Origin of the sequence: Streptomyces sp. adm13(2018), from assembly GCF_008042145.1 — a bacterium.
Classification (GTDB): domain Bacteria; phylum Actinomycetota; class Actinomycetes; order Streptomycetales; family Streptomycetaceae; genus Streptomyces.
Map to the genome: position 1 here is coordinate 305974 of NZ_RDBH01000113.1, position 13551 is coordinate 319524.

Genomic DNA, 13551 nt, shown 5'->3' on the forward strand with positions numbered 1-13551 from the left:
AGGTGGGTTCCCCCTCTTGCCCTTCCTTCTTCGGCCCCGCAGCCGGTGGAATGGCGCCATGGCAGACACGGCTCCCCGCACCCGCCCGGCCACCCGTCCCCGTCCTCCCGGCGCCGAGCTGACGACCGACCTGATCGTCGTCGGCGGGGGTCCGGCCGGCTGCGCGGCCGTCCGCACGGCGGCGGGCGTGGGCCTGCGCACGATCCTGATCGAGGCCGACGCGCTGTGCGGCACCCTCCACCGGATCCCCGTCCTGGACAACGTCCTCGGCGGCTGGACCGGCGGACCGGAACTGGCCGCCTCCATCGCGGCGGAGGTCACGGGCACGCCGCTCTGCCGTCTCGAACTGGGCAGCCGCGTCACGGAGGTGCACGCCGACGACGACCGGGTGACCGTCACGGTCGCTCCGGCGGGGGCCACCGCGGCTCCCGCGGCCGCGGCGCCGGGCACACACCGGGAGTCCGACGAGGTGCCGGACCCGCCCCGGGAGTCCGACGGGGTGGCGGACCCGCCCCGGGAGTCCGGCGAGGCGCCGGACACGCCCCGGGCGGCGCCCGCCCCGCGGACGTTCTCGGCCCCGTACGCCGTCCTCGCCACCGGCGTCGTCCTTCTCGGGCCAGGCGACGTCCCCTGGATCACCTGGATCACCGGCCCGGCCGGGCCCCCGCCGCTCCCGCTGCGGCAGACCGACGCGACGGTCCGCACGATCCTCGTCCTGGGCGGCGACCGGCCCGTCGGCACCTTCCTCCGCGCCCACCCCGACGCCCGGACCCGTCTCCTCGTCGCGTACCCGCCGCCCGACGCGTACAAGACCGACGAGGTCCGCGGCGACCCGCGCGTCACCCTGCTCCCCGTCGAGCACGTCAGGCTGATCCGGAACGGCCCGGGCGGGGTGACGGCGGAGCTGACGTGCCGCGACGGGGAACGGCGTACGGTCACCGCGGACGCCGTCCGCACCAGCATCGGGAGCGCGCCCCGGCCCCCCGGCGGCGCCCTCGTCCGGGCCGCGGACGGGTACTGCCCGCCGGGGGACCAGCATCCCCGCGTCCTCGTCGCCGGAGACCTGCGCGCCGCCCGCTACCAGCGGATCATGACCGCCATGGGTTCCGGCGGCGAGGCGGCGCTACGGGCGTACTACGCCTCGCTCACCCCCTGGCGGGGGAGACCGCGCCGTCGTAGACGTGGTCCGGGGTGATCACCGAGGTGATCGCGCGGGCGAGCAGGGTGGACGGCTCCTGGCCCCCCACCTGCGAGTCGGTGGTGAGCATGAGGACCATGGTGGCCTTCTCCGACGGCAGGTACACCGTCACGGTCTCGTAGCCGGGGATGGATCCGTTGTGGCCGATCCAGCCGTTGGCGTCGAAGATCCCGAGGCCGTAGCTCAGGCCGGGGAAGCCGGTGGGCAGCGTCGTGAGGCGCTGCGCCTGCGTCTCGGGGCTCAGCAGTTCACCGGTGGCGAGAACGGGGGCCCAGCGGCGCAGGTCGTGCAGGTTGGAGATCATCGCGCCGGCCGCCCACGCCCAGCTGGGGTTCCAGTCGGTGGCGTCCGCGGTCGTGCCGTCGAGCGTCTGGTCGGTGTAGCCGTGGGCGTGCGGCTCGGGGAACTCGGCGCCCTCGGGGAGGAACGTGTGCCGCAGGTGCGCCGGGCGGAGCACCCGCCGCTCGATGACGTCGGCGAGCCGCTGACCGGTGACCTTCTCGATCACGAGGCCGAGGAGGACCAGGTTGGTGTTGGAGTACTGGAACTGCGCGCCGGGCGCGAAGGTGTTCTTGTGCTTGAAGCCGTACGCGAGCGACTCCCGCGGGGTGAACGAGCGCTGCGGGTCGCTCAGCAGGTCGCGCACGAAGTCCGCGTCCGCGGTGTACGGGAAGAGGCCGCTGCGCATCCCCGCGAGCTGGCGCAGGGTGATCCGCCGGCCGTCGGGAACGCCGTGGACGTACCGGGCGATGGGGTCGTCGAGACCGACGCGGCCCTCGTCGACGAGCTTGAGCAGCGCGGTGACCGTGAAGGTCTTCGTCTCGCTGCCGATCCGTACGTAGGAGTCGGTGAACATCGGCCGGCCGGTGGCCTTGTCGGCCACCCCCGAGGCGCGGACGTAACTCCCCTTGCCCGGCAGCCAGATCCCGACCACCACACCGGGGATGCCGGCCTGCTCGCGGACCTCCGCGATCGTCCGGTCGAGCCGGGCGGTCAGCTCGGGACCCAGATCGCCGGGCGGGCAGTCGTCGCCGTGCCGGTCGGCGACGGCCGCGGCGGCGACGGTCGTGGCGGGAGCCGCCGTCATCGGCGCGAGCACGGAGGCCACGAGGACCGTCGCGGCGAACAATCGGCGAAAGCGGGTACGGCGCATCTCGGGGGCCTCTTCCAGGGGGCGCGGTCAGGGACGGCCACATCACCACCGCCGCCCCGCACGGCGGGCGCCCGGCCGCCCGCCGCCCACCGAGTCCACTCGTTCGGCGCCACCGGGGTCACCGGGCCGGCCCTGGGCGTGGTGACCTCGGCTGCCGGACACCGTGCCGGGCGTCCGGCTCCCTCGTCGCCGCCCGTGCGTGCCCCAGGAGGTCCGGGTCCGGCGGCCGACGGGCGGCCCGGACCGCCCGGAGCCGGGGAGAACTCCCCGACGGGCCCGGATTCTCGGGGAATTCCACCCCGGGAACGGGCCCGGGCCTGGCACGCTTGCCGACGTGAGTTACGTCGTAACAGTGGAAGCGTGTCTGCCCGACGACGCCGACGAGTTGGACGCGCTGCAACAGGTCGGGGCCTCCGCGCTCCTGGAGCACGGCTTCGACGCGGTGGAGGGGATCGAGGGCCCCGACGGGATCGAGGTCGACATCCTGGAGGCGCTCGTCGCCGTCCACCCGCGAGGAGCGGTCGTCAAGGTGTTCGTCCACGCCCCGACCCTGGAGACCGCGGAGGACGCCGTGGGCTCCGTCGCCGCGGAGGTACTCGAACGCTCCGAACTCCTCGCCGACTGGCTGGTGGAGAGCAGCGAGGTCAAACTCCCCCTCGACCTGACGAGGGAGAGCCTGGAGGCAGCCGACGGCCCGGACGCGCCGCCCAGCGACCTCCGGGTCCGCCGCGCCCGCCACACGGCCGGAGCGGACCCCGCGGGCACCGCCCCCTCCGTCGGCCTCGCCGGAGCCCCCGGGACCGACGCCGCCACGGGGACGGACGAGGACGACGAGGACCGGGACCGGGCCGACCTGGACGCCCAGCTCCGCGCCCTCGCCCCGCGCCTGGCGTCCTTCGGGGCCCACTCCTTCGGCGCACCCGGCCCCGTGGAGCGGGAGACACGGGCCGAGGAGCCGTCGGGAGGGAGCGGGCGGACGGACGGCGGGCGACCGGCCGGCTTCGGCTCCCCGGCCGCCGAACTGGCCGCCGGAGCACTGGTGTACGCCTCCGAGGTCCTCATAGACGAGCTGTACGACGACGTCCGGACCCTCGCCGACGAGGAGACCACCGTCGCGGAGTGCCGGGCCGAACTGTGGCACCTCTCCCGGCTGCCGTCGCGGTTCGGCCTGGCGTACGACGAACTCTTCGCGCGCCGACTCCTCGTGACCGCCATAGCCCTCACCACCCGGTTCACCGACGGGAGCTTCCGCCGCCTCGGCTGCCTCGCGGAGGAGCTCGCCCTCAACCTCCTCCTCCAGCAGGCGCGTTCCACCCTCGACCTGTACGGGCTCCTCGGCGAGGAGGTCGCGGCGTCCCTGGACCGCTTCGCCCACGAGGTCTCCAAGGACATGGACCTCGCGTGGCTCTACGACGACGAGGGGGACGGCGCCGAGCCGCGTGAGGCCGGCACTCCGGAGGACGGCGCCGACCCGGAGGACGGAACCGCCGGGCACCCCGCCGCCCCCGGCGTCACCGCGTGGACGATCGGCACGTGGTTCACCCCGTTCGACGCCGAGCGGTACGTCCACCCGTACGCCGTCGACGAGGAGGCCGGCCGGCCGAGTACCCACGACTGACACACCCCCCGGCGCGGGACGTCGGGCGCCCGCTCACTCGATGGTGTGAACCCCGGGTGCGCACGTCCGCGCGCGCAGGCGTGCACTCGGGCGGCCGGGGCGGAATCCGGGCCCCGTGCGCCCGGAGCCGTACAGGGCGGGGCCCTGGAGCGCTACGGGCAACCGCCCCCGCCGTGGGCTTCGTCGGTGTGCAGGACGCGGAAGCGTCCGGGCGCCGCCGGGTCGCGGTCGACGACCTGGACGGGCGGCCACGCCCACTGCCGGACGCCGACGCCCGGGACGCGGGAGAAGCGGATCCGCCCGCGGGTGCCCTCGACGTCGACGGACGGCCAGGAGCGCGCGACGGCCTCCCGGTCCGTGCCGTGCGCGCGCAGCACGTCGGCGAGGACGGCGATGCTGTCGTAGCCCTCGAAGGCGACGAAGGAGGGCGCCTCGCCCAGCCGTTCACGCAGGTCGGCCGCGACGCGGGTGCCGAGCGGGCCGAGCCGCCCGGGCAGATAGCGCAGGAACGGGACGGCGGCGCCGTCGTCACCGAGGAGGTCCGCCCAGCCGGCGAACTCCGGCTGGCCGGCCGGGGCGCCGATCAGCATCCCGGCGAGGCGCCGGTCGCGGCGGACGGCCCGGACGATCGGCACGGCCGGCTCCGGGTGTCCGACCAGCAGGAGCAGGGCGGTGGCGCCGTCGTCCGCGAGCGCGTCGCAGACCGCGGCGGGCGTCAGCGCGCCCGCGTCGAGCGGGACGACGGTGCCGCCGCGGGCAGCGAGGTGCTCCCGCAGGATGCCCGTTCCGGCCGCCCAGTAGACGCTCTCCTGGGCTGCGACGGCGACCCGGCGGTGCCCCGAGGCCAGCAGGAAGTCCGCGTAGATCCGCCAGCCGTGGGACTGCGCCGGGGCGAGGCGCGCGACCCGGTCCGCCGGCCCGTCGGTCAGCGCGTCGAGGACGGCCGACGAGCACAGGTACGGCAGGCCGAGCGCGTCGGCCCGCGCGGCGGCGGAGCGGGCGACGACGCTGTGGTACTCCCCGGTCAGGCCGGCCACCCCGAGGTCGGACAGCTCCTCCACCGCGGCCGCGGCCCGCCGCGGATCGGCCGCCGTGTCCCGGACGACGAGTTCGAGCGGCCGGCCGACGCCCGGCCCGGACCCGCAGGGCCCGCCCGGGCGGACCCCACCGGCGTCGTTGACGTCGCGCACCGCCAGTTCGAGACCGGCGAGCAGGTGCCGCCCCGCCTCGACCCAGCCGGGCGGCGACAGCGGGACGAGGGCGCCGATCCGTACGGGCGAGGGGCCGGTCTGCGCCGCACCGGGCGCCGGGGATGCCGTCATGGCGGCCATTGCACCCAGCGGCGCGAGCGGGGGCAAGCGATTATGCGAGCCGGGCGGGCGAAGGGCCGTGAGGCGCCGGGCGGCCCGGCGAAGGGGGCGCGGCCGCCGCCGGGGGGCGTCGAGCCCGCCGGGCGGCGTCGAGACCGGTGCGCGGGCGCCGCCGGTAGGGTGGCCGATCATGACCGTCGCTCGTTCCCTCGCCCTGTTCGTGGTCGCCGCCCTCTTCGAGATCGGTGGCGCCTGGCTCGTCTGGCAGGGCATCCGCGAGCACAAGGGGTGGATCTGGATCGGCGCCGGCGTCGTCGCCCTCGGTCTGTACGGGGTGGTGGCCACGCTCCAGTCCGACGAGAACTTCGGGCGGGTGCTCGCCGCGTACGGCGGGATCTTCGTGGCCGGGTCGATCGCCTGGGCGATGGCCGCGGACGGCTACCGACCGGACCGCTACGACGTCATCGGCGCACTGGTCTGCCTCGCCGGGATGGCCGTCATCATGTACGCGCCGCGCGGCAACTGACCTGGGCCGTCTCTTCCGGATCCTGCCTGACCCGCGCCGCCCGGCACCGCACCTCGCCGCGTTGTCGAGGCACCCGGGTACGTCCCGTACGCGGGTACCTCTCCGCCGTGCGATGCACGGCACCGGACGACGCGGGCCCGACCGGCAAGATCCGGAAGAGACGGCCCAGCGGCCCCCGTAGGTCCAGAGGAGGGCCGCCCCGGTCACAGCGGCACGATCGTCGCCTCGGTCGCCTTGACGCTCGTCCAGACGGACACCCCCTCGGCCAGGCCGAGTTCGGCGGCCGACTGCGGCGTGATCTCGGCGACGAGGTCGGGGGCCCGGTCGGAGGTGATCAGGACCCGGAGCCGGCTGCCGCTCGCGACGATCTCGCGTACTGCGCCCGGCCAGACGTTGCGGGGGCTGCCGGCGGGCTTCTCGCGGTGCACGGACACGGCCTCGGGCGCGACGATCGCCAGCGCGGGAGTGCCCGGCGGCGGCGGGTCGGTCGCGACCAGGGTGCCGCCCCCTTCGAACGCGAGCCCCTCCGGGGTCGCCGTGCCCGGCCAGGCGTTGCGGCCGAGCATCCGGGCGACCCACGGGGACCGGGGGTGCCGGGTGACCTCGGCGGGTGCCGCGTCCTGGAGGGCCAGACCCTCGTCGAGGACCAGGACGCGGTCGGCGAGCGAGACCGCCTCGACCGGGTCGTGGGTGACGATCAGGCAGACGCCGCCGAAGGCGCCGAGGTGGGTGCGCAGGGTGTGCCGTACGTGGGCGCGGGTGGTCTGGTCGAGTGCGGCGAGCGGCTCGTCGAGGACGAGCAGCCGGGGGCGGGCGGCCAGCGCCCGGGCCAGGGCGACGCGCTGGGCCTGCCCGCCGGAGAGCTGGGTGGGACGGCGGTGGGCGAGGTGGCCGACGCCGAGCCGGTCGAGCCAGGTCCGGGCGGCGCGCCGGGCCTCGGCGCGCGGGACGCCCTGGGCGCGGAGCCCGTACGCGGTGTTGGCGAGGGCGCTCAGGTGCGGGAACAGCGCGCCGTCCTGCGGGACCCAGGCGACGTGCCGGCGGTGCGGGGGCAGGGCGGTGACGTCCTCGTCGCCGAGCCGCAGGTCGGCGTGGGCCCGGGGGGTGAGGCCGAGGAGGGCGCGGAGCAGGGTGGTCTTGCCGGCCCCGTTCGGGCCGACGACCGCGATGGTGGTGCCCGGGTCTGCGTCCAGCGTGAGCCGGGTGAAGCCCGTGACCTCGGCGTGCAGCGCCCAGCGTCCGGCCTCCGCGGCGGCGGGCGCCGACGGGTCCTTCGGTACGGGTACGGCGGGCGGGTCCTCGGGTCCGGCCTCCGGCGTGGGACGGGGGCGACGGTCCGAGGGGGTCCCCGTCCAGCGGCCGCGGAGGGCGATCAGCACCCCCATGGCGATGGCGAGGAGCAGCAGCGAGACGGAGGTGGCGGCCTCGGGCTCCTCCTGGAGCAGCAGGTACACCTGGAGCGGCAGCGTCTGCGTCGTCCCGGGCAGGTTCCCGGCGAAGGTGATCGTGGCACCGAACTCGCCCAGCGCCCGCGCCCAGGTGAGGGCCGCGCCCGCGACCAGACCGGGCGCGACCATCGGCAGCGTCACGGTGAAGAAGACCCGCACCGGCGAGGCGCCGAGGGAGGCCGCCGTCTCCTCGTACCGCGGTCGCAGTCCGCCGAGGGCGCCCTCCAGGCTGATGACGAGGAACGGCATCGCGACGAAGGTGGCCGCCACGACGGCCCCCGAGGTGTGGAACGGGAGGGTGATCCCCAGGGTGCGGTCGAGCCACGGCCCCAGGAGCCCGCGCCGGCCGAACGCGAGCAGCAGGGCGACACCGCCGACCGTCGGCGGCAGCACCATCGGCAGCAGGACGAGGGAGCGTACGAGGGCCTTGCCGGGGAACGGCACGCGGGCCAGCAGCCAGGCGAGCGGTACCCCGAGGAGCAGGGAGAGCCCCAGCGCCCAGAACGACACGAGCAGGGAGAGCTTCAGGGCCTGCACGGTGCCGGGGGAGCGCAGGTGGTCGACGAGCTCGCCCCACTCCGTCCGGACGAGGATGCCGAGCAGCGGCAGCGTCAGGAACGCCACCGCAAGGAGCGCGGGCAGCGCCAGCGCGAGGGGCGGCCGGGTGCCGGAGGCTCGTGCGGCTCGTTTCATCGATGACACCCCGCGGAGAAGAGGAAGAAGGGCCGCCCGTTCGCCGGGGACGGACGGCCCCGAGTGAGCTGTGCGGCAGGCGGCGGCGACAGGCGACGGTGACATGGCGGGCGGCCGGTGCGGTCCACCGACGTGGCCGGCGGGGATCAGGTGCGGTCGATGTGCACGCTGGTCGACTTCACGCGGGCGGTGGCCTGCATGCCGACCTCGAGTCCCAGCTCCTCCACGGCCTCACGGGTGAGGAGGGAGACCAGGCGGTGCGGCCCGGCCTGGATGGTGACCTGAGCCGCGATGTCGCCGAGCTTGATCCCGGTGACGATCCCCGGGAACGCGTTGCGCGCCGAGGTGTACGACGGCTCGTCGTCGTCATCGCCCTGCGCGATCTCCACGGAGAACTCCGCGAGCGACTTCCCGTCGATCACGCGGCGGCCGCTCTCGTCGCGGTGGGTCGCCACCCTGCCCGCGTCCGCCCAGCGTCGCGCGGTGTCCGGGCTGACGCCCAGCAGACGGGCGGCCTGCCCGATGGTGTAGGACTGCATGTGCGACACCGTAGGTCGTGCCTCTTCTCATCTGCAACAACGTCGTCGGTCTCTCCATCGTGAATGCGAGGCGCATTGGAGGATGCGACGACAGGTGCACGGGTACGACCGTCCTACGCGTCAGGCGTCGTGGGCGGGAAGCCGGGCGCAGGTCCGGCAGGCGCGGGCGGAGGCGGCCACCCGGGCGTGGAGGGCGATGACGACGGCGCCCGCGGCCACGGACAGCGGCCAGTCGGCGGCGAGGGCCGAGGCGAAGGCCAGGGTGAGGGCGCTGACGCCGAGGGCGGCCGCGGTGGCGGTCCCGGTCCAGGCCACCACCAGGGGCAGCCGGTCCGGGGTGGGCAGCCGGCGGGCGAGCACACCGGTCGCGAGGAGCGCCGCCCCGCCCACCAGAGCGGCCGAGGCGGCGACGCCGCTGAGATGGGCGACCAGCACCGCGACCGGGCCGGGGGGCTGGTGCCCGGACGAGCCGTTCCAGGCCCCTACGAGGTACCAGCACACGAGCAGCAGCGGGGCGACGAGCAGCACCGTGCGGGCGGTGTGCCGGGCCTGCGCGACGGTCAGCTCGTACTGGAAGCCCGGAGCGAGCTCGACCACGCTGCCGAAGTCCCGCACGGCCTCACGCGCGGCCCGCTCACCCGCCTCCCGACCGTACGGGCCGTCGTCCGCGAGGTCCCGGGCGGCGTCGATGAGGCCCTCGCGAAACTCGTGCAGCAGGCGCGCCTTGACCCGCGCGGGACCGTGGAGCGCCGCCGCGAGCTCCGCGACGTGGGCCTCGATGGGAGCGGCCGCGAGCCCGGAGGGCGACGTCATCAGGCGTGCCGCGGAGCGGCGCCGGGCGCCGGATTCAGGACGGCGCCGATGGCGGCCGTGAACTCCTGCCACCCGGACCGCTCCTCGGCGAGACTCCGGCGCCCGGCGTCGGTCAACTCGTAACAACGCCGCCGCCGCTCACCGTCCGCCTCCCACACACTGCGCAGCAGCCCCAGCCGCTCCAACTTGTTGAGAGCGGGATAGATGGTGCCCTTACGCAGTTCGAGCACCCCGTTGCTGCGCTCCTGAACGGCGATGATCACCGCGTACCCGTGCAACGGCCCGGCTTCGAGCACGGACAACAGCAGCCCGTCGAGATGTCCACGCACCGCACTGGCCTTCATGGTCAGGCAGCCTACCCAAGGGTGGTTCACCCGTGCTACTTATAGGTCGACAGCCAACCTATTGGCTGGCGATCCATGCCCGAGCGGTGCTCGGACTCCCCGGTGTCCCCGGTGTCTCCGGAGTCGTCCGGGCGTGGGGTCGTCGGTCGGTCCAGAAGGGCACCTCGGTGACCACGTTCCTGCTCTCCGTGCACGTCCTCGCCGCGATCCTGGCGATCGGGCCGATCACGGTCGCGGCCTCGATGTTCCCCCGCTTCGTCCGGACGCCTGACGTCGACGGTGACGGTCCGCCGGGGCAGAACCTCCGTACCGCCGGACTCCTGCACCGGGTCTGTCGCGGGTACACCGTGCTCGGCGCCGCGGTGCCGGTCTTCGGTGTGGCCACCGGCGCCCGGCTCGGGGTCCTCACCGACGCGTGGCTGCTCGCCTCGATCGTCCTCACCGCCGCGGCCGCGGCCCTGCTGCTCCTCGTGATCCTGCCGGGCCAGGAGCGCCTGCTTCCCGAGCCCGCGGGCGGTGTCGTGCCCGGCTCCGTGGAGGCCCGTCGCGCGGGCGCCGCCCGGCTCGCGATGGTCACCGGGGTCTTCAACCTGCTCTGGGCGGTCGTCGTCGTGCTGATGATCGTGCGCCCCGGCTCCACGGCGGGGGCATGAGCGCCCCGCGGACCCGGTACGGGACTAGCGCCGGAGCGGACGGAGTGCGGGCGCGCCGTCCCCCGGCCCCGCGAGTGCGTCCCGGGCGCGGGTGCGGAAGGTGCGGCGGTAGGTGTCCGGGGGGACGCCGACCGCGCGGGCGAAGTGGCGGCGCAGGGTCGTCGCGGTGCCCATGCCCGTCGCCGTCGCGATCGTGTCGACGGTGTCGTCCGTGGTCTCCAGCAACACCTGCGCGTACCGGATGCGTTGGGTCAGCAGCCACTGCAACGGCGTCGTGCCCGTGACCGCCCTGAAGTGGCGCCCCAGATGGCGTGAGCTCATCCCGGCCCGACGGGCGAGGTCCTCCACGGTGAGCGGCCGGTCCAGCCGCTCCAGCACCCACGGGAACAGCGCGGCCAGCGGATGGTTGCCCGGTGCGGGTACGGGTGAGGTCACGAACTGCGCCTGGCCGCCGTCCCGGTGGGGAGGGACGACCAGGCGTCGCGCGACCGTGTTGGCGACCGCCGCACCGTGGTCGAGGCGCACCAGGTGCAGGCAGAGGTCCATGGCGGCGGCCTTGCCCGCGGAGGTGAGCACGCTGTCGCTGTCCACGTAGAGGACGTCGGGGTCCACCGTGATCCGGGGATGGCGGCCGGTCAGCACGTCGGTGTGCGCCCAGTGCGTGGTCGCGCGCCGGCCGTCCAGGAGGCCCGCGGCGGCGAGTACGAAGGCGCCCGTACACAGGGAGGCGACGCGGGCCCCGGCCTCGTGGGCCGCCCGTACGGCGTCGACGAGTTCGGCCGGCGGGTCCCGGTCGACGTCGGCCCAGCCGGGGACGATCACCGTGTCGGCCCGTACGAGGTGGTCGAGTCCCCGGTCGGGCTCCAGCAGGAAGCGGCCGACCCGGACGGGACCGGGACCGCACAGGGCGAAGTCGTACCAGGGGTCGACGAGATGGGTCAGGTCCGAACCGAAGACCTCTACGGCCAGGGCCAGTTCGAAGTGCAGCATGCCGTCGGTGAGGGCCAGCGCCACAGTGGTCACGTCCGGAAGTGTACGCGTCGCGTCGTTCCGGACACTCGTGCGGACGGATCCGGCACGCCAGGATCGTTCCGACGGAGCGCGGCGCCCCAACCGGGGGCCGGCCGCGGCGGAGCACTCGGCGTGGAGGAGCGGTCTCATGGGTTCGGGTCGGCAGGTGGCGGTCTTCGGTGCGTACGGACACACCGGCAGGTTCGTGGTGGCGGAGCTGGTGGAACGGGGCTTCGTCCCCGTACTGTCCGGCCGCGACGCCGACCGGCTGAAGGAACTGGCGGCCGGGACCGGCCTGGAGGCCCGGCCGGCCACGGTGGACGACCCGGCCGCCCTCGACCGCGCGCTGGCCGGCACGGTCGCCGTCGTCAACTGCGCCGGCCCCTTCGCCTCGACCACCGCCCCCGTGATCGAGGCCGCCCTGCGGGCCGGCGTCCCCTACCTGGACGTGGCCGCCGAACTGGAGGCCAACATCGACACCTTCGCCCACTTCGCCGACCGGGCGCGGGAGTCGGGCGCCGTCGTCGTCCCCGCGATGGCCTTCTTCGGCGGCCTCGGCGACCTGCTCGCCACCGCCGCCATGGGCGACTGGAAGGAGGCCGACGAGGTGCACATCGCCTACGGACTGAGCAGCTGGCACCCCACCGCGGGCACCCGGCTGTCGGGGGCCGTCTCCCGGGAGCGGCGCGGCGACCGGCGCCTGCGCTACACCGGCGGTGAGTGGGAGTACCGTACGGACGCCCCGCCCACCCTGACCTGGGACTTCCCGCAGCCGCTGGGCCCGCGGCCGGTGATCGGGGAGTTCACGATGGCCGACGTGGTGACCGTACCCAGCCACCTGTCCGTCCCGGAGGTCACCACCTACATGACGGCCGACGCCGTCCGGGACATCGCGGACCCGGACACCCCGGCGCCGTCCGCCGCCGACGGCGGCGGACGGTCCGACCAGACGTTCCTCGTCGACGCGGTGGTCCGGCGGGGAGGCGTCGAACGGCGCGCGGTGGCGCACGGCCAGGACATCTACGCCGTCACCGCGCCCCTGGTCGTCGAGGCCCTCGACCGCGTCCTCGCCGGCCGCACCCGTACGACCGGCGTCGCCGCCGCGGGCGAGATCTTCGACGCCCCCGACTTCCTCCGCGCCCTCGCCCCGCACGTCACCCTGGCCCTGCACCCGTAGCTCCGGGGCCGCGCGGCGGCCTGCCCGGGCCCGGGACCCCTCAGGCCGTCCCGGCCAGCCGTGCCTCGAAACCGTCCAGGATCGTGTCCAGGCCGAACTCGAAGGTGCGGTCGGGGGCCGCGGTGTACTCGGCGGCGGCGCTGCCGTCGATGCGTTCGCGCAGGCGGGGGAAGCCCATGGCCACCTCGGTCGCCGCCGCCATCGTGTCCGCCAGCTCCTTCTCCGGATCGCCGCTCCGGCTCAGCCGCCGGGTCAGCGAGACCCGGGCGGCGGCGCCGAGGGCGCTGCCGAGGACGTAGACGAAGACGGTGGCGGCCGCCCGGTCGGCGTCCGCCGGGCTGAATCCTGCCCGCTCGTACAGGGCGAGCGTGCGGTCGTCGAGACGGGACTTGCCCGGCCCGTACAGCAGATGGCTGCCGAAGGCCTGGCCGAGCCACGGGTGCCGCGTCAGCACCGTGTGCATGCTGCCGGCCAGCGCGGCGGCGGCCGGCCGCCACTCCGTCGCGTCGAGGTCGGGCAGCGACACCTCGCCCCAGACACCGTCCCCGGCCAGCCGTACCAGCTCGTCCTTGGTCTTGATGTGCCAGTAGACGGCGGTGGCGGCCGTCCCGAGGCGCGCGCCGAGGCTGCGCATGTTGAGACCGTCGAGCCCCTCGTCGTCGAGGAGCTCGATCGCGGCGCGGACGATCTGGTCGGCGGTGAGGGTGCTCCTGGCCATGCCGGGGACCCTACGTGAACTCCGTACGCACGCGAACGCGGGGAAGGCGACGGGAGCCCGGCCTCACACGGCCTCGACCAGGGTGGAGCGGTCCGTGCCGGTCGGGCGTACGGTCGGCGTCACCCGGCCGCCGCCGCCCGGGGTTCGGTCGGGGTGATGACCAGTGCCATGCCGACGCCGATCACGCTCCAGACGATCGCCGTGCCGGTCCAGGTGAGGAGAGCGGTCGCGATGAGCACGACGGCGGCGGTCGTGCCGCCGGTGAGGACTCCGGCGCCGGTGACCATCACCGTACGGGCGGCGACGCCGGTCGTACGGGTGCGGCCGGCGAGGACGCGGTCGAGGGCCTC

General features: G+C 75.2%; 13 protein-coding genes and 1 pseudogene. 5 read left to right on the top strand and 9 right to left on the bottom strand.

All coding sequences use genetic code 11. The annotated features are described in order from the left end of the window. The first annotated feature begins 58 nt into the window (after positions 1 to 58). Positions 59 to 1195, top strand: a complete 1137-nt coding sequence (locus EAO70_RS37855) for an NAD(P)/FAD-dependent oxidoreductase (RefSeq protein WP_187283841.1) — start codon at positions 59 to 61, stop codon at positions 1193 to 1195. Here EAO70_RS37855 and EAO70_RS11405 read toward each other — a convergent pair. Further along, positions 1146 to 2351, bottom strand: coding sequence for a serine hydrolase domain-containing protein (locus EAO70_RS11405; protein WP_148002866.1), 1206 nt, complete (start codon positions 2349 to 2351; stop codon positions 1146 to 1148). The two genes, EAO70_RS37855 and EAO70_RS11405, sit on opposite strands and share 50 nt — an antisense overlap. 334 nt (positions 2352 to 2685) lie before the next feature. Here EAO70_RS11405 and EAO70_RS11410 point away from each other — a divergent pair, with 334 nt between their 5' ends. Continuing rightward, entirely contained in the window at positions 2686 to 3969 is a 1284-nt protein-coding gene (locus tag EAO70_RS11410; protein WP_148002867.1) for a hypothetical protein, read from the top strand. 152 nt (positions 3970 to 4121) lie between these two features. Here the strand turns inward: EAO70_RS11410 and EAO70_RS11415 are convergent, their stop codons facing one another. Beyond that, positions 4122 to 5291 (bottom strand): ABC transporter substrate-binding protein, encoded by a 1170-nt coding sequence (locus EAO70_RS11415; protein WP_148002868.1) that lies wholly within the window; start codon positions 5289 to 5291, stop codon positions 4122 to 4124. 178 nt (positions 5292 to 5469) lie between these two features. Between EAO70_RS11415 and EAO70_RS11420 the strand changes: the two genes are divergently transcribed. Further along, the gene (locus tag EAO70_RS11420; protein WP_148002869.1) at positions 5470 to 5805 is read left to right on the top strand and encodes a YnfA family protein; all 336 of its coding nucleotides are present in this window, start codon (positions 5470 to 5472) and stop codon (positions 5803 to 5805) included. A 203-nt stretch (positions 5806 to 6008) separates the two neighbouring features. Here the strand turns inward: EAO70_RS11420 and EAO70_RS11425 are convergent, their stop codons facing one another. The 4 genes from EAO70_RS11425 to EAO70_RS11440 all read right to left on the bottom strand — a co-directional run bounded on the left by EAO70_RS11425 (position 6009) and on the right by EAO70_RS11440 (position 9642). Then, a complete protein-coding gene (locus EAO70_RS11425) occupies positions 6009 to 7946 on the bottom strand; it encodes an ABC transporter permease (protein ID WP_148002870.1) in 1938 nt (645 codons plus the stop codon). 146 nt (positions 7947 to 8092) lie between these two features. Further along, on the bottom strand, positions 8093 to 8485 hold the full coding sequence (locus EAO70_RS11430; RefSeq protein WP_187283842.1) for a molybdopterin-binding protein: 393 nt from the start codon (positions 8483 to 8485) through the stop codon (positions 8093 to 8095). 120 nt (positions 8486 to 8605) lie between these two features. Then, positions 8606 to 9298, bottom strand: coding sequence for a hypothetical protein (locus tag EAO70_RS11435; protein ID WP_148002872.1), 693 nt, complete (start codon positions 9296 to 9298; stop codon positions 8606 to 8608). Continuing rightward, the gene (locus EAO70_RS11440) at positions 9298 to 9642 is read right to left on the bottom strand and encodes a helix-turn-helix transcriptional regulator (RefSeq protein WP_148002873.1); all 345 of its coding nucleotides are present in this window, start codon (positions 9640 to 9642) and stop codon (positions 9298 to 9300) included. Before EAO70_RS11440 ends, EAO70_RS11435 begins: the two co-directional genes overlap by 1 nt. Before the next feature lie 167 nt (positions 9643 to 9809). On the opposite strand from EAO70_RS11440, the gene EAO70_RS11445 reads away from it, so the two are divergent. Beyond that, the gene (locus tag EAO70_RS11445) at positions 9810 to 10295 is read left to right on the top strand and encodes a hypothetical protein (RefSeq protein ID WP_148002874.1); all 486 of its coding nucleotides are present in this window, start codon (positions 9810 to 9812) and stop codon (positions 10293 to 10295) included. Between the two features lie 24 nt (positions 10296 to 10319). On the opposite strand, the gene EAO70_RS11450 is transcribed toward EAO70_RS11445, so the two are convergent. After that, complete coding sequence (locus EAO70_RS11450) at positions 10320 to 11318, bottom strand: helix-turn-helix domain-containing protein (protein WP_148002875.1); 999 nt, start codon at positions 11316 to 11318, stop codon at positions 10320 to 10322. Between the two features lie 136 nt (positions 11319 to 11454). On the opposite strand from EAO70_RS11450, the gene EAO70_RS11455 reads away from it, so the two are divergent. Continuing rightward, positions 11455 to 12483: a saccharopine dehydrogenase family protein gene (locus tag EAO70_RS11455; RefSeq protein ID WP_148002876.1), complete on the top strand. Its 1029-nt coding sequence runs from the start codon at positions 11455 to 11457 to the stop codon at positions 12481 to 12483. Between the two features lie 40 nt (positions 12484 to 12523). On the opposite strand, the gene EAO70_RS11460 is transcribed toward EAO70_RS11455, so the two are convergent. After that, on the bottom strand, positions 12524 to 13201 hold the full coding sequence (locus EAO70_RS11460) for a TetR/AcrR family transcriptional regulator (RefSeq protein ID WP_148002877.1): 678 nt from the start codon (positions 13199 to 13201) through the stop codon (positions 12524 to 12526). 119 nt (positions 13202 to 13320) lie between these two features. Continuing rightward, a pseudogene (locus tag EAO70_RS11465) lies at positions 13321 to 13551 on the bottom strand (hypothetical protein); the annotation flags it as partial.